The sequence below is a fragment of the Boseongicola sp. genome, from assembly GCF_057460485.1.
In genome coordinates this window covers 20,298-36,810 of sequence record NZ_JBVCWP010000012.1, presented here as the reverse complement: position 1 = coordinate 36,810, position 16,513 = coordinate 20,298, and the positions used below count along the sequence as shown (strand labels likewise).

General features: G+C 54.4%; 12 protein-coding genes. 7 read left to right on the top strand and 5 right to left on the bottom strand.

What is annotated here, in order from left to right:
- Positions 1 to 51: 51 nt before the first annotated feature.
- Positions 52 to 1,181, bottom strand: a protein-coding gene (locus AC221Y_RS03495; protein ID WP_486706787.1) for an IS3 family transposase whose coding sequence is annotated in 2 segments (ribosomal slippage) — positions 52 to 908 and positions 908 to 1,181 — 1,131 coding nt in all. Because the reading frame shifts where the segments join, the coding sequence is not laid out codon by codon here.
- A 48-nt stretch (positions 1,182 to 1,229) separates the two neighbouring features.
- Here AC221Y_RS03495 and AC221Y_RS03490 point away from each other — a divergent pair.
- A complete protein-coding gene (locus tag AC221Y_RS03490) occupies positions 1,230 to 1,601 on the top strand; it encodes a DUF3394 domain-containing protein (protein WP_366141719.1) in 372 nt (123 codons plus the stop codon).
- Positions 1,598 to 2,029 carry a universal stress protein gene (locus AC221Y_RS03485; RefSeq protein ID WP_299753931.1) on the top strand — a complete coding sequence of 144 codons (432 nt, stop codon included), beginning with the start codon at positions 1,598 to 1,600 and terminating at the stop codon, positions 2,027 to 2,029. The genes AC221Y_RS03490 and AC221Y_RS03485 overlap by 4 nt, the downstream gene beginning before the upstream one ends.
- A 27-nt stretch (positions 2,030 to 2,056) precedes the next feature.
- Here the strand turns inward: AC221Y_RS03485 and AC221Y_RS03480 are convergent, their stop codons facing one another.
- Entirely contained in the window at positions 2,057 to 2,251 is a 195-nt protein-coding gene (locus tag AC221Y_RS03480) for a nucleoside/nucleotide kinase family protein (RefSeq protein ID WP_299753930.1), read from the bottom strand.
- 151 nt (positions 2,252 to 2,402) lie between these two features.
- On the opposite strand from AC221Y_RS03480, the gene AC221Y_RS03475 reads away from it, so the two are divergent.
- Genes AC221Y_RS03475 through AC221Y_RS03465 form a run of 3 tightly spaced genes read left to right on the top strand, consistent with a single transcriptional unit; the run spans position 2,403 to position 11,635 of the window.
- A complete protein-coding gene (locus AC221Y_RS03475) occupies positions 2,403 to 6,566 on the top strand; it encodes a GAF domain-containing protein (RefSeq protein ID WP_486706786.1) in 4,164 nt (1,387 codons plus the stop codon).
- 49 nt (positions 6,567 to 6,615) lie between these two features.
- The gene (locus AC221Y_RS03470; protein ID WP_299751060.1) at positions 6,616 to 9,828 is read left to right on the top strand and encodes an Npt1/Npt2 family nucleotide transporter; all 3,213 of its coding nucleotides are present in this window, start codon (positions 6,616 to 6,618) and stop codon (positions 9,826 to 9,828) included.
- Positions 9,821 to 11,635, top strand: coding sequence for a hypothetical protein (locus tag AC221Y_RS03465; protein WP_299751063.1), 1,815 nt, complete (start codon positions 9,821 to 9,823; stop codon positions 11,633 to 11,635). Before AC221Y_RS03470 ends, AC221Y_RS03465 begins: the two co-directional genes overlap by 8 nt.
- On the opposite strand, the gene AC221Y_RS03460 is transcribed toward AC221Y_RS03465, so the two are convergent.
- The gene (locus tag AC221Y_RS03460; RefSeq protein WP_299751065.1) at positions 11,626 to 12,234 is read right to left on the bottom strand and encodes an HD domain-containing protein; all 609 of its coding nucleotides are present in this window, start codon (positions 12,232 to 12,234) and stop codon (positions 11,626 to 11,628) included. The genes AC221Y_RS03465 and AC221Y_RS03460 overlap by 10 nt on opposite strands.
- A gap of 693 nt (positions 12,235 to 12,927) precedes the next feature.
- On the opposite strand from AC221Y_RS03460, the gene AC221Y_RS03455 reads away from it, so the two are divergent.
- Positions 12,928 to 13,854: a DMT family transporter gene (locus tag AC221Y_RS03455; protein WP_299751068.1), complete on the top strand. Its 927-nt coding sequence runs from the start codon at positions 12,928 to 12,930 to the stop codon at positions 13,852 to 13,854.
- A 177-nt stretch (positions 13,855 to 14,031) separates the two neighbouring features.
- Here AC221Y_RS03455 and speB read toward each other — a convergent pair whose 3' ends face one another.
- Positions 14,032 to 14,985: an agmatinase gene (gene speB, locus AC221Y_RS03450; protein WP_299751071.1), complete on the bottom strand. Its 954-nt coding sequence runs from the start codon at positions 14,983 to 14,985 to the stop codon at positions 14,032 to 14,034.
- Between the two features lie 331 nt (positions 14,986 to 15,316).
- On the opposite strand from speB, the gene AC221Y_RS03445 reads away from it, so the two are divergent.
- Positions 15,317 to 15,925: an HAD family hydrolase gene (locus AC221Y_RS03445; protein WP_299751075.1), complete on the top strand. Its 609-nt coding sequence runs from the start codon at positions 15,317 to 15,319 to the stop codon at positions 15,923 to 15,925.
- Positions 15,926 to 16,087: 162 nt separating this feature from the next.
- On the opposite strand, the gene AC221Y_RS03440 is transcribed toward AC221Y_RS03445, so the two are convergent.
- Positions 16,088 to 16,483 (bottom strand): VOC family protein, encoded by a 396-nt coding sequence (locus AC221Y_RS03440; RefSeq protein ID WP_299751078.1) that lies wholly within the window; start codon positions 16,481 to 16,483, stop codon positions 16,088 to 16,090.
- Positions 16,484 to 16,513 lie beyond the last annotated feature (30 nt).

The window sequence follows — 16,513 nt, the reverse complement described above, 5'->3', positions numbered from 1 at the left end:
CTGCTTTTTAAGACAGTTTTGCGGCTTGCCTAAGATGCATCATTTTGGTGTTCATGCCGCGTTTCGTATTTCTGCTTGCTCGAAGTATTCCGCGTCTGGGGTGCGTTTGTCGAGCGCGGTGTGAGGGCGCTCGGAGTTGTAAAAGCCGATCCAGTCGTCGATGATCCGTTTGGCTTGGAAGCCGTTGGTAATCTCGTGCAAATAGACGGCCTCCTGCTTCAGGGAGCGCCAGAGCCGTTCGATGAAGATATTGTCTAGATACCGGCCGCGCCCATCCATCGAGATTTTGATCTCAGCTTCGGTAAGCGTCTTGATCCAATCCATGCCTGTGTATTGGCTACCTTGATCCGTATTCATGATCTCAGGCGTCCCGTATTTGGCGATGGCTTCCTCCAACGCTTCGACGCAGAAGCTGGCATCTAACGTATTTGAGAGCCGCCAAGACAGCACCTTGCGCGTTGCCCAATCCATAATCGCCACCAGATATAGAAAGCCGTTCTTAACCGGGATGTAGGTAATGTCGCTGCACCAAACCTGATTGGACCGCGTGATTGGCAACTTTCTCAGCAAGTAGGGCCAGATCTTGTGCTGGGGGTGCTTCTTGCTGGTGTTCGGCCCCTTGTAGATGGCCTGCAACCCCATGATGCCCATCAGGCGACGCACGCGGTGCCGTCCTGCCGAGAGCCCTGATTGGGGTAAATATGCCGCGACCTGGCGACTGCCAAAGAACGGATACTTCGTAAATATCCGGTCAATCTCGTGCATCAGATCAATCGTCGGCTGATCAAAGCCAACCGGCGTGTAGTAGATTGAGGATCGGCTGATCTTGAGCAGCTTGCATTGGCGCGTCAGGCTCAAGTCTGTGTTCTCCTTACGGATCATCTCGCGGCGTTCAGACGGGCTCATCGCTTTAACCCTTGTGACAAAAAATCATTTTCCACCGCGAGCTGGCCAATCTTGGCGTGGAGTTCCTTGATCTCACCTTCCTTGTTCTCAGCTTTCTTCGCCTTGTCGGAAAACAAGCTCGCCATCCCATCCATCGCCTGCCGTTTCCATGTGCTCACTTGCGTTGGGTGCAGCTGGCGCTTCGCAGCAATCTCCTGCATGGTCTTGTCTCCACGTAGCGCCTCAAGCGCTACCGTGGCCTTAAACTTGTCTGAAAAGTTCCGTCGCTTCGTCATTCTCGTATCCATTCGTTCGTGTTGGATACACCTTAGCACGCTGTCCAAATTTGCCGGACCACTTCAATCATCTCCGGTCCTGATTTCGACACGCTTGAGGTGAAAGACGTGACAGTGCCGCTAACTGTGCCGGACGTCGACGGCGCAGAAGCACGCCTCGAAGCGCTTGGGATGATCCTGGTGCCAGAAGGCGACGTACAGCGCATGGACGAACCGAGCTTTGGCACGGACTTGTCCGACACCTTGTCGACGTTTGACTTCTACGGCGACGACCCGGTGGCAATCTCCAGCGTACAGGCCACCGCCAACCAGCTTCCTAAAGAACTGATCTTCATCCCGGCGCTTATGCTTTTGGCTCTCGTCGCCTTCCTGCAAACGCGCCGCGCACCGCCAACCACTCGTGAGGAGCAACCCGCATGACCCAGACCATTCTCTGTGCCATCGACATCAATCGCCCCAACGAAGAAGCCGTCGTCCTTCAAAAAGCCGCACAACTTGCGGCAATGGAGGACGCGCAACTTGATCTGCTCACTGTTGTTCCCGATCTCGGCGCAACCGTCGTAGGCGCGTATTTTGAGGAACATCACGTCGCGACTGCGCGTGATACGGCTGACGAGCAACTGAAGTCCTTTGCTGAAGGCCTGCTTGGCAAGGACGCTAATGCCAATGTGCGACACCTTGTTGCGGTGGGCAGTGTCTATCAAGAGATCCTGCATGCTGCAAAACTGGCGGGTTCCGACCTGATCGTGCTTGGCGCGCACAACCCCGACCTGAAAGATTACCTGCTTGGCCCCAATGCCTCGCGCGTGGTCCGCCATGCAAATTGTTCGGTTTACGTGGTTCGATAGCTCTGCGCGGGTTTCTCCAAAACGCGCCTAGTGCCAAACCGTCATATCGGCGGGCACGCTGTTTTCCAGACAGCGGGTCGCGTACGGAAGCTCGTTGTGCCGTGCCTTTGCGCGGGCTTGCGGTTTGGGAAAGCCGTACTTAAGCCAACGCCGGATCAACCGGTTCTCAAGCGCTTTTTTGCCAACGCTCAACATCACAGACAACGGCCAGTGTTCGCGCAAGTCGCACCACCTCTCCCATTTATACGTGCCTTACAAACAACTGGCGCTTGGGCCAGACTTCAGTCAAATTTTGCCAGAAGTGAAACGAGGTTCAGCAGGAAAGAGAGAATTGCGACTCGACTAGTCGACAACTCGCAAGTACCATTTCTCCATGGGAACAGTGGAGGATAGCCCGCAGAAATTGCGGGAGGCGCTGGAACTTGCAAACCAGCGTATTGGACAGCTTGAAGCCGCAAAGATTCGAGCTGAAACACTTTTTGAAGTAGCCCAGGTCCTTGGTAAGTCGCTCAATGCCCAAGATACGTTTGACGCTATTCTTGGCGGGCTGCAGAAGGTCGTTCCTTATAACTCGTCGTCGATTCAGGTCATCAGGAACGGTCGTCTCGAAATCGTTGGCGGCCGAGGGTTTGACGTTCTGGACTCTATGCTTGGCCTTGGATTTGAGCTGGACGACGATGCCAATCCAAGTATTCAGGTTCTGGAGTCTCGCAGACAGCAGGTTTTTGCAGACGTCTCAAATCATCCTCATTTTGCCAGTCAGGTACACGGTGGCGGAATGATCCGGGGCTGGATCTGTGCTCCTTTGATGTTTGGCGACGAAGTAATTGGTGTTTTGACTCTCGATAAATTCGAAGCAGACTTCTACACCGAAGAACATGCTGATCTGGTAACCGCATTTGCCGCGCAGGCCGCGACTGCCATCGAGAACGCGCGCTTGTTCGAAACTGAAAGTACAGCGCGAAAGCAGGCCGACACATTGAGAGCAGTGGCGCAATCGCTCGGCAGCACTTTAAACCTGCAGCAGGTATTTTCGTTAATTTTGACGGAACTTCGCAAGGTCGTTCCCTACGACAGCTGTAGTGTTCAACAAATTGCTGGCGACGAAATGGTGATCGTTGGAGGGCATGGATTTCCAAACCTGGACGAATTGATCGGCCAACGATTTAACTGGGGTGATCCGGATGATCCTGCGACCGATGTCGTGCTCAAACATAAGCCGATCATCATTGAGAATGTCTCGGCACGATTTGAACATTTCAACGATGAGACCCATGGTGAGGGCAGCGTGAAGGGCTGGATGGGCGTGCCGCTTTTGTTTGGTGAGCGGCTCATCGGCATGATTACTCTGGATCATAAACAGGAGGCGTTTTACACGCAGGACCATGCAGACGTTGCAATGGCTTTTGCGGCACAATCGGCCACTGCGATCGAGAATGCGCGACTGTTCGAGACCGAGCGCGAGGCGCGCAACCAGGCGGATACATTAACAAAAGCGGCGCAGTCGTTGGGTAGCACGTTGGACCTGCGTCAGGTCTTTGATCTGATTTTGAGCGAGTTGCGCCGCGTCATCCCTTATGACAGCGGCAGTATTCAGCAGATCGACGGCAAAAAGTTGCGAATCGTAGGGGCCAATGGCTTCCCTAATGTCGATGAGGTGATTGGGCAGAGTTTTGACTGGGGCAGTCCAGACGATCCTGCCACGAAGGTTCTCAAACAGCGCGAACCAGTCATCGTGAGCGATGTCTCACAGGAGTTCAGCAACTTCACCGATGAACACGAAAGTGTTCAGGTGAAAGGCTGGATGGGGGTGCCGTTGATCTTCGGCGACCAGCTGATCGGTATGATCACGCTCGATAGCCTAAAAGCGAATTTCTACACGCAAGCCCATGCCCGTTTGGCAGAGGCTTTTGCGGCCTACGCCGCATCTGCAATTGAAAATGCCCGGCTCTTGCATGAGGCGCGGCGCCTTTTGAAAGTAACGGAAAAGCGTGCGGTTGAGCTGGGGGCTATCGGGAAAATCTCTCAAGCTTTGGTCGCGGAGTCAGAGCTCGACAACACGATCGAGTTGATTGGCAATCAGGTGCGCGAGATTTTCGACGCTGACATTGCCTATGTGGCTTTGGTTGATGAGGAAACCGACCTGATTTCTTTCCCTTATAAGTATGGTGTTGAGTTTGAGACACTCGTACTGGGTGAGGGGCTCACAAGTAAGATTATCGAGTCCGGCAAGCCATTACTGATGAACAAGAATGTCAGTGAGTCTCTCGCTGGCTTTGGGGTGACTTTGGTTGGGGAAGTCGAGCCGCTCTCCTATCTTGCCGTGCCCATCCAAACGACCAAAGGCACGATTGGAGTGATTTCAGTCCAAAGCACACGGGCCCAAGATCGGTTTGGCGACGAGGAATTGCGCCTGCTCACCACGATTGCTGCAAATGCGGGGGCGGCATTGCACAACGCGCAATTATTTAGCGAGGCGCTAGAGCATTTGCGGCAGGTGGAAGCTTTGACCAATGCGGCCAGCGCGATTGAAAAGCGGGCTTTTGAGCCGGAGATGATCGATGGAGTGGCGGCGAGAACCGATGCCTTAGGGGAACTGGCGCGCGTTTTTCGCAATATGGCGCAGGAAGTGCGCGCCCGAGAGCAGCGCCTGTTCCAGCAGCTTCATCAGCTGCAGCTCGATATTGAAGAGAAGGAATTGGCAAAGGCCGAAACTCTTGGCGTCTACATGCCGATTGATCGACGACATGCGCTTACTGCGAACAGAAAACTGCCCGAGCACGTGCGGGGGGCTGCGCTATTTGCAGACATCTCTGGTTTCACATCCCTGACTGAAGCGCTTGCGCAAGAAATCGGACTGCAGCGCGGTGCCGAGGAGGTCATTCGCCACCTCAATCGCGTTTTCTCAGTTTTGATCACTGAGGTGCATAGGTTTGGTGGCTGCGTAATCGGGTTTAGTGGCGACGCAATCACGTGTTGGTTTGACGATTTGGATGCAAATGGAGAGCCCTGCGGTGACAAGGCCGCCGACCGGGCGGTCGCCTGTGCATTGGCTATGCAGGCTGGAATGACGGAGTTTGAAACCGTTTTGACCCATGCTGATACGCCGGTTGAACTGGCTATCAAAGTTGCAGTTGCCGCCGGAACAGCAAGGCGAATATTGGTCGGACAGGATGCAGGCCACCAGTTCGATGTGCTAGCCGGCCAATCCCTTCAAACCCTCTCGGCGGCGGAGCATCAAGCCAACAAAGGTGAAATTATTGTTGCGCGTGTAGGTTTGCAGGAAGGGTTCGACCATCTTGATGTGGTCGAGCTACGAGAAAATGGCGCCTATGCCGTTGTCAGCGGTTTGAAGTCCGGTGTTGCTGATGCTCCTTGGGCCGAACTGCCTTCCGAGATCAGCGAAGACCAAGCCCGCCCATGGATGCTGCCGACTGTTTTTGATCACGTCCGTGCAGGAAAGAGCGACATGCTCTCCGAGTTGCGCCCTGTGGCCGCGCTGTTTCTAAAGTTCGGTGGCTTAGACTACGACCAAGACCCAGAAGCGGCGCTGCGCCTAGACGCGTTCTTCACTTGGGTTGGCAAGGTGGTCAATACCCATGGCGGATCCGTCATTCAAGTCACGGTCGGCGACAAGGGATCATACCTCTATATCGCCTTTGGTGCGCCTTTGTCTCGAAGTGATGATGCTGTTCGGGCAACGCTCGCGGCAATGGAGTTGAGCATGCCTCCAGCTGAGTTTGACGGGATCACAGATTTGCAGATCGGTTTGGCATGTGGGCAGATGCGGGTAGGTGCCTACGGCGGCGCAGCGCAGAGGACGTATGGGGCCATCGGTGACAAGACAAACCTAGCGGCGCGGTTGATGCAGGCCGCTGGGGCCGAGCTATCTGGTGTACGATCGGCTATACTTTGCGATGTTTCGATCTTTGATGCCGCCAGCTCGCGCATTCAATTCCAAGCCATTCCGCCCATTCGCGTGAAGGGCAAAGCCGATCCCGTGCAAGTCTATCGCCCTCTTCGGTTGTTGGCTGAAGATGCGCCGCGCGGCACTGTTGTGGGGCAGGATGCAAACAGGGTATTTGATAGCCTTGCCCCGGACGATCAGCTGGTGCTCAAGGCCGCGAGTGTCATCGGCGTTGAGTTTGCCGCTGAAGTTCTGGCTGCAATTTTTCCCGAGGCGAACGAGGATGGCGAGTTGCAGGACCAGCTCGCCAAGTTGCGCGCTTTGGACGTGCTGATCCAGATATCCTCTGAACCGTTGAGCTATCGCTTTGCCGACCCAATACTCCGTAACTCAGCTTACGAACTCATGCTGTTTGCCCAAAGACGACAACTCCATCGTACATTGGCCGAGCATCTTCTGGAAACAGACGAGGAACCGCCATATGCAGAAATTGCTTTCCATTGGGAAGCGTCCGATGACATCCCCAAAGCGGTGAGCTATCTTGAAAAAGCAGGGATGCAAGCACGCGATCGGGGAGACTTGGAAGGTGCCAGTCAATATTTCAGTGCATCACTCGCGTTGACCCCTTGAGACTGGTTGCAATGATCGGGTCATTCCTCAGTCGTCTGGGAGCGGTTGGTTGAAATCGCTTGAGAAGACCTTGAACCTCAACCCCGGTGAGAAGGGCTTAGCTGGACTGCTGTTCCTCCAATACTTTTGTACCGGCATCGCCTCAGCCTTCACGCAGACCACTGCGTTCACACTTTTCCTGACCGAGTTTGGTGCAGTTCTGCTGCCTTGGACATACATCGCAATGGCGCTCGTCATCAGTGCTCTGACGTTCCTTTATCTTCAGGTAGGGCGTTGGCTGAGCTTTGGGGGGACTTTGACGCTCAACCTTGTCGGCCAGCTCACCATTACGCTTGGATTTGCGGCTGGACTAGCACTTGGTCGACCTCAGTGGCTCGTTTTTGCTTTGCCGGTCCTGTTCCAGATTGCGGTGGTCTTCGGGAACATGGCGTTCTGGTCACTCGCGGGTCGGATCCTGAATGTCCGGCAAGGAAAGCGCCTTTTTGGTCTTGTTGGGGCCGGTGAGTGGCTGGCGATTGTGACGATGGGTTTTTTAATGCCCTTCATTGCTCCGCTTGTCGGGTTGTCCAATCTGCTTTGGCTGGCCGCACTTGGAATGGCGGGAGCGGCGCTGACAATGACGTTTACGCTGCGCCGCTACGGTCACTTACTTGCAGTTTCGGCCAGCTCGGAAAGCCCGCAAGCGGCGCCTCAGCCACCGATGCGATTTTGGGGCAATCGATACATCTGGTCCATCCTTCTACTGACGGTCGCTTGGTGGGTAAGTTTCTTTTTTATCGACAACATCTTCTACCAAGCCGCTTCAGTTCAGTATTCGGACGAAACTGCCTTGGCTGGTTTTTTGGGGATCTATCTGGGCGTGCTGGGTGTCTTGACGTTGCTTAGTAATTTTGTCCTGTCGGGCCGTGTCATGGGACGCTTTGGCTTGCGTGCTAGCCTTTTGATCCTCCCGGTTGGCCTCGCCATCGGCGCCCTGGCTATGTCTGTGGTGGAACTCGCAGCGCTCCCATTCTGGTTCCTGTTCGCCGCAGCAGTTGCGACCAAAGTGTGGAGCGTCGGTGCGGGTTTCTCGATCGACCAATCTGCGCGCTCGATGCTCTATCAACCGCTGCCGCCCAGTCTGCGCACTCGCGTGCAGACGATGGCCGATGGCGTGGCCCAGCCGATTGCGACAGGCTTGGCAGGAGGCGCGTTGTTGATTTTGGGCGCGCTTTATGTCGACCAGTCTGCCCCCCTCATTCTTGGTCTTGTCGTTATCCTTGCCTTTCTTCTGGGCCTCGCAATTGTTGTGGGGCGTTGGTACGTGCGCACGCTGCTTGAGGCGTTGGACCGGCGGTCACTTCGAGCGACCCAGCTTATTTTGACCGATGCAAAAGCAAGAACCGCGCTTCACACCGCTCTCAGAAGTCCGCAACCAGGTACTGTGAGCTATGCTATCCGAGTGCTGACCGATGCCGATCCTGATGGTTTGGCAGCTGAATTACCTGACCTGTTGTCCCATCCAAACACATGGGTTCGACGCGCCGCGCTGGACAGTGTTTCGACCCTGCACCAAACCGGAGCAACGCAAGCTGTCCGCGGTCTATTGTCGATCAGTTCTGAGGCACAGGAGAGAGCGGCTGCAGTGCGTTGCCTTGCGGCACTTGGCGATACCGAGGCAGTGTTGGCACAGATCCATGCGGGAGGACCACTGCTTGTTCGTGCCGCTGCAATCGCTGGACTGTTGGCCGCAAGAGCATCGCCTGAAGCAGCCCTTGCCACACATGAATTGGGACTGATTGTGCAGTCTGAGGACCCGAATGATCAGGTCATTGCCGCTCAGATCATTGGTGAGGGTTTTGCCCCAGATTCTGAAGGTTTGATAAAGAGACTTCTGTCAAGAGATGTCATCGAGATCCGCCGTGCCGCCTTGATTGCGGCAGGCAAGCTGAACAACCCCGCCCTATGGCGCTGCGTGATGGAAGCACTTGATCTTCCAGCCACGACAAATGCAGCGGCAAATGCCCTGATCAACGGCCCCAGCGCGCTGCCGGTTATTCTTTCTGAATTCGCTATCCCCGATTTGCCAATCGACCGGGCACGGCTTCTTGCGATGATCTGCGGGCGCAAGCGTGATCCTGCTGCGATTTTGGCTCTTTGGAACCTTGTCCCCTCGGAAGATGCGCGGCTTAGAAGTGCCGCCCTAACCGCTCTACAGACCATAGGCTTTCGAGCGTCACGCGATGATGGTGCTGCAATACATACAGCTATCCAAAAAGAAATCGCAGCGGCTACAGCCATTGCGGTCAGCATACGCGACATTGGTCGTTCACAAGTGGATGGTCTGATCGTGGAGGGGCTAGAGACCGAATTCGCTGCATGTCGTAGCCGGGTTCTGTCACTTTTGTCGCTTATAGGTGATGCGTCGGCTTTGAAATTGGCCTCTGAAAGTCTCGCTGGAAGCACTCCAGACCGGAGAGCCTACGCTCTTGAGGTGATCGATACACAAACCCCTTCGGCACTGCGCTCCATCACAGTGCCACTGTTCGATGCTGCGGTACCGGAGCGTGTCTTGGGGCCACAGACATCGGCTTTCGAGACGACCACCGTCGACAGACTCGCTCGGCTGGACGTCATCGCGTCAGACGAGACCGGTGCCTTGACTGGCTGGACACGGGCGTGCGCTCTGTACGCCTTAAAGACCCATGACAAGTCGGCATTGGAGGCCCTCGCGCTCAAGGCCTCAGGATCGCAAGACGCGATCCTGAGGCAGGTCGCGGAGGAGTTGATGATCCGTACCAAAGAAAGTGGAAACCAACCGATGCTCTCAACAATCGAGAAAGTCCTGACCCTACGCTCCGCCGGGATCTTCTCGGAAACGACGGGCGACATCCTGACCGACGTGGCCGCCGTAACAAATGTCGTAGACCACCCTGCCGGAAAGACTGTTTTTGAAAAAGACAGTCTGGGCCAGAGCATGTTCGTGATCGCTTCAGGCCAAGTCGGAGTCTATGATGGCGAAACCTTGTTGAGCACCTTAGGCGCCGGTGATGTATTTGGCGAAATGGCCCTGCTGGATCCCGAACCGCGGAGCGCAACGGTCCGGGCTTTGGACGATGTGCAGCTGCTCCAGCTTGATCAGAATGCGCTGTTTGAACTCATAGAGATCCGCCCAGAAGTGGCGCGCGGACTACTTCGGGTTCTGACCCAACGGCTGCGCGCGCGCATGGCCGATCTGGCATCCTTGCAGGGTAAACCCAATACGCAGGTGGAGAATGACTGAAACCGGACCTCTCGATGCATTCCTCGCGCCCAATATTCGGAATGACATTGAGGCCCGTTTCTACGCGCGTGTGAACAGCCAGTCGCAGTTGTCAGAGGCCATAAAGGACCCTGCATTTCTGGAAGATCCGGGCAATCATATTGCGTTGTTTTCGGATCATGGCGTGGTCCATGTGCGCGACGTTGCTGAACAACTTTTGCATGTCTTGGAGACGATCCACGGCGTGCTGATCCCGACCCGTTCGTCCGAGCGGTTCCAGTGGATGAGCGCTTACGGTGTTGTTGTAGCCTACCTGCATGACATTGGGATGGTCGACATGTCAGCATTTGGCCGCGCGATGCATCCGGAGTTTGCGACACAAGCAACGTTCTCGCCAGACTTCGACGCGACCATGGCGCAGCTTTGGTCCGATAATAGGGCTGGTTTGGCCGCGCGGATCTTGCGTCTTAGCGAAGCTGGTGCACTTGCTTTGCCACCGCAAATGATACTGCGCGAGATCGCAGCCATGTCGATTTGCCATAGTAAAAGCAAAGTTCCGGTTGAAATGCTCAATGACCCAGCCGCTTTGAGGGACATGTTGCTGAAGGTCGCGCGCAACGATCTTTATGCGATGTATTGTCAGCAGCGTGTCGCAAAGGCCGAGCGAGCCGTTGCCAAAGAAGGCCAAGGCGGCGCTCATGCAGCCAGCGTCTCGGTCGAATTGGCCGCGGCCAAGGCTGAACTGGCGGCCTACAAACCACTTGAGGGGGCCGGTGCGCAGGCAGCGCCACTCGATGTGCTGTATTCGGATTTCGAAAGAGACGCGTTCCTCTGGCTAACCTCAGAGAACACCGATTTGCGGGAGTTGGCCGATGACGTAATCGACACCTTGCGAGCGTTGCGTTGCGCCGATGCCTTGCGCCAACGCGGCACGGTCCTGAAAACATCCGGCAACTACGAGGTTTTTGTCGACCAACGCACGGCCAATGCAGTCTACGCCTTACGCCTTGATGAAGAGCACCTTTACCTTCTTGAGCTTCCCGACCGTATTGGCGCCGGTGAAGCCAATATCGCCAGTAGTGAGTTGGACAGGGACGGCAATCTGCGAATTTCTTTCCACCATGGAATGTTCAGTGACCATGAAACTGTCCTGATCGCTTCTGTGAGCGCCGCCCATATTATCAACGACATACAGGCCGACGTGATTCAGAGTTTTCATAGAGCGCTTGAGATGTCGCCCGACGGGTTGCGCAGCACCAAGGACATTTTGATCCTTCTCGAATCCGTCGATGACAATCCCGCCTTTGCAGACCTCGTTTGCCTCGGCATATTGCGCTTGAACCCAGAGGCGGCGGCTCAGACCCGCGTGGTCCCTTCCTTGCAGGCAAACTCTGCCGTTGAGCGGGCGCATTATCTGCAAGGGACAGTTATCGACTGGGATTTGGAAAAACGGGTCGAGATGCTGGAAACGGTTGCACGGTTCGGCCACCAGACCGACGGGATCGACCCCTATGAAGGTCTCAGTGAAGTCCGCCAAATTACGCTTTATCCCGGCGATACATTGATTGAGGCCGGAGGTCCGGCAGGCTTTGTTTACATTCCCGAAGGGACTGGCCTCAGGATTTTACCCCTAGGCGGCTATGAGGGTTTCGCCATTCTGCCGTGGAATCCGGTCGGCGTGACAGGTGTCATCCGAGGGGCTGTGCGCAATGCAAATGTCGTGGCTGAGCAGGAATTGACAGTCTTGGCCATTCCTAAAGATATTTACCTGAAATACTGGCACCGGACATATGACAAAGCCCAGTTCAGGGAACTGTTTCAAGCCTGAGCAGATGTACCGGCCGCCTCGTCAAGCCGTCTTTGAAGATCAGCCAAGTTGCTTGCTTTGCGCTCGCTTCGAATAGTCTGGGCCGCTGTCGTGAAGTACGAATGTGAAGACACGAAATTAATCTGAGCTGAAAACCAAGCGGTATCGGTGAATATGTCACCAAAATACGCAAGTTCTTCACGCAATTTACGGTTTCGCAGAAGAAAGTCTTCGCGACCCAGCACGTCTAGGTCGGCGTCCGCCAAAATCTCGCCCAGCATATCGGCCGGTTTTTGGGGCACTTCCGTCGCCATGATTATCTCTTGAATCCTGCTAACCTCGGCTGGGCCATAGGCCATTTTTGGCAAAACCTCCAAAGCGATACGGGCGCCCACCGCTTCATGACCTTTGCGTTGCTCAACAAATCCAAGGTCGTGAAACCATGCTGCTGTGAGAAGCAAAATGACATCGGTACCGGTAATGCCCTGTTTGTCCGCAAGCATCTCGACAGCCGGGACGACATCATCACGTGTGTGCTGCAAGCTGTGGTAGAACAAGCCTGGAGACAAGTCCTCTGTCAGCCGCTTGGTCGCATAGTCTCTAGCATCATCAAATTGCATCGAATTTCTCATATGTCCCGATTAATCCTAGCATGCGAACGCTCCTTCGGGCAACGAGGGGTGATCTCGCTACGTTTAGAAAAGGACAGACATGATTCAGTAAGACCTTTTGGGGAAAAGACAGACAAGAAAGACGCTATCATCCCTCCGAGCACCGCCACGCGAGCGCAAAACTTGAGCAAGGAGAATTTTGCGAAAATTGCTCCATCTTAAAGGCGTGTGGAACAAGCCTAGAATGCGGTCAGGCTCTCGTAACGTTCTTGATCGACCACCTCTGCGGAGACGTTTCGCCCGTGGAGTAGGCAGCTTCGAAATGGCCCGGCACCTTCAATTGAACAGTATGTCCGCAATCGCAGCTTCTTTGCTGAACATGTGTGCCAGCAGACCGGGATGGCATGAAGTGGTCCCGGTTATTCGGACGGGCTTGCGGCTTTGATAAGATGTAACTTGGTTGGTTTTCATGCCTCGTTCGCCACAGTTGGCACTCAGGTCTGCTTCGACCGGTTGAGCCCGCCGGACAAAGCAGCCAATCGTATGATGGAACGTCATGTAATTTGTCGATTGCCGGACCGTCTCTTTGCATGCCATTCAGGGGGGGCTGTTGTAAAAAACGGAAATGCCGCCCGTTTTATCCATTTAAATAAACGGACATCCGCAAACACAGTGGGGTGCCACGATTTTCGTTGAGGAAAGATGACCCAAAGCGGTTCTGTCGCACGCGCCATTGCAATCAGTCTCGTCGCATTAGTGCTGTTCGACTTTATGGGTTTGATCATCAAACATTTATCCGCCGAATATTCTGCACCGGAACTTTCTGCCTATCGCAACATCTTTGGGGTGATACCGAGCGCCATCGCTCTTTGGTCCTCGAGCGACTGGCATCGGGGTGGGCGAAGGCTGCGCGTCCGGCAGCGGTCCATCGTTTATTTGCGAGGCGTAATCGTGACGTTCGCACAGCTGATGTTTTACCTTTCGCTTGGGCGCATTGCGTTTGCGACCGCAACAACCATTACCTACTCGGGAGCGCTTTTCACGACAGTTTTCGCGGTCTTGATACTGAAGGAACGGGTTGGAGTCGTCCGCTGGAGCGCCGTACTGGTTGGCTTCGTTGGCGTTTTGATGGTGGTGGGGCTGGGCAGGAATAGCTTCACATGGGATGCTCTACTTCCTGTTGGCGCGGCCGTTCTTTATGCTCTTTCCAGTGTAACCGCGCGGCTTGTGGATGAAGATGTTCCAAGTGCGCTGGTTAACCTCTATTCAACCGCATTCGCAGTCGTCGGATCGGGTCTGCTTGCTTTTTTCCTTGGTGGCTTTTCACCCATTCACAGCCTGTCTGACTTCCTCTGGATTGTCGCAATGGGCGGCCTTGGCGGAACGGCGGTTCTGTGTTTGGTGATTTCCTACAGGATGACAGAACAGAGCAATCTTGCACCCTTCAGCTATTTTGGTATTCCTTTCGCATTCTTTTTTGGGTGGCTGTTCTTTGGCGAAGCGCCAATTAGGGACCTGTTTCCGGGCGCGGTTTTGATAGTGATCAGTGGGCTAATGGTCATTTGGCGTGAACGTCATCTTGGACGCAGCGCCAGAGCCTCACTTCGCATGTCGGAAGCGGACAAATAACAAAGAAAACTGGAGAGTAGATCACTCCGCTGCTGTCGGGAAACGACTGTGCGCACCAAACTAGGCCTGCTTTGGACTGCGGCCATCCGAACGTATCCGGACAATGACCGCAGAGCGGACAAAGCCGCCGCCAATGCTGAAAGCACCAATGCCCGATTTTTCTTCGATGGCGGAAACTTATTTGTGATGGAGGATCCGCCCTATGGTGTTCATCAATATTTGCGCTGCTAGGGTGGATGTGCATCCAGTTGGGTCATAATCAGGCGCAACTTCGACAAGGTCGACGCCCACAATGCTGCCACGTCTTGCAAGCCCATCAATCAGTTCCAACACCTCGTAATAGATAAACCCGCCGTGGCTGGGCGTTCCAGTTCCGGGTGCAATTGAAGGATCAAAGGCGTCGATATCGATCGTAAGGTAGTAGCGAGCACCCTCTGGAATACGATGCAGCATGCCCTTGATACCCAATTTCCGAACTTGGCGCACAGATTGAATGTCCGACCCCATTTTGCGAGCATCGACATAACCGTCGCGCGCGGTGGAGGATACGTTGCGAATGCCGATTTGGCTCAAGCCCGTTACATAGGGTTTTTCAGCTGCGCGGCGCATCGGATTTCCATGGCCAAATCTTACTCCGTGGCGCTCATCCACAAAATCTAGATGTGCGTCGATCTGGACCACGTGAATTGGCCCTTGATCGTCAAAGGCGTTGATACAGGGGATGTTGACCGAATGGTCGCCCCCCATGACAACGGGAATTGCGCCTGCAGCAAGAATTTTTCGAACGCCATATTCGATGTTCGAGTGACTATTCATCGTATCAGTATGGATGATATCCGCATCGCCGATATCTACGATCTTGACCTTCGATCGCTCCAGATAAGTTATGTCATCCTCGTGATCGTATGCGCCAGCATGACCGAATGAAAAAAGAGTGGAGGCTTCGCGGATGGCGCGCGGACCCATTCGGGCACCTGAACGCCATTGGCAACCGAAATCATAAGGCGCACCTAGCACAGCCACATCTGCATCTATTGCGTTCCAGTCTTCTACGTATGGATATTTGCCAAACGTACAAATTCCAACGAATGGAAGGTTGAGGCGCCCGTCCTCATATCCATGCTCCGACATTTTCCATTCCTTTTCCATTTCCTGAAATAGAGCTGCGACAGATAACGCTCAGAAAAGCTCCGATTTATATTGTCGCGGATCTGATCACGGCAAACATAAAGCAGACCTTAGCCACGCCGCAGCAAATCTGCAAAGCGGGCTTATTTCTGCCGTTCGCTGCAGTTCGCCCTAAGGTCCGCAAAGGGGGACGAGTGTGTATTCGCTGCGGGGCGGCGTCCAGACCCGCTTTCTGTCCTTTAGGGAGCCGAAACAGGGGCAATAGGGGCTTGAATTCGACAGATGGCGGTCTGAGTCGAAAACAGACTAGTATACCCGTCAAAGGGAGGCTTGAGTGACCAATATTGTTTTTGACATCGGCAATGTATTGATTACCTGGGATGAGCATGCTGCTTTCCGTGGGACTTTTCCAGATGATGCCACGATTGACCAGTTTTTTGCTGAGGTAGGGTTTTACGAATGGAACTTAGAGCAAGACCGCGGCCGGTCGCGCTCAGAAGCCGTTGCGGCAGTGAGTGCAAAATGGCCAGAATATGCACCATTTCTGGATCAATTCTTTGACCGATTTCCCGAAACCATCCAGAAAAAAATCAGCGGAAGCTGGAAGATTTTAGGTGATCTGAAAACATCGGGACTAAGGGTATTCGGATTGACCAACTGGGGAGCAGAAACTTGGCCCATGGCAGAAGAAGTGCATCCCGAACTGAAAAATGCCTTTGAGGATGTCGTCGTGTCAGGCCAAGAAAAGCTGACCAAACCTGACCGGCGGATATACGAAGTGCTGACAGATCGAAACAATTTGCGGCCTGATGAATGCCTATTTATCGACGATAGCCCTAAAAACGTCGAAGGAGCGCGGATCGCCGGCTGGCAAGCCTTGCATTTCATCGGGTCGGATGGGTTACGCAGTTCCTTGGAGGATTTGAAACTATTAAGATCATGAAAGTGCCGCCTAATTCACCGCGAAAGGGTTAAGCGGTCATTGGAGATGGGCGCAGTGTTGGTAGCTCTAGGCTCGCAGCTGCCGTTCGCTGCGCCATGCACGAAGGTCCGCTAAACGGACTTTCGATCGGCGCAATACCGACACGGACCGTCTGCCGCGGATCTATTTGTAGCGCCCGGCCCTTTGCAGAACCTCGATCTGGTATCCGTCGGGGTCTTGCAGGAAGAAAAACGTGGCGAGAGGGCGCCCCTGGTTTTCCAGCGACTTAGTATCTCCCGGCGCATAGCCAAGCGCTGAGAGCCGTTCGTGTTCAGCCTCGATGTCTTCGACTGAGAATGCAATGTGGCCGTATCCATTGCCGAGATCATAGGGCCCATCTTGTCCTTTGTTCACCGTCAGCTCGACCTCAAATTCACAATCAGTGCTTGAAAGGTAGATCAGCGTGAACCCATCGAAATCGAACCTGTCAGCTTCGGAAAGGTCGAATGCTTTCGTGTAAAACTCGACTGACGCAGCCTCATCACTCACGCGGATCATGCTGTGGATCGCTTTAGCCATTCCTTGACCATCCTATGTGAAATTGGGTTT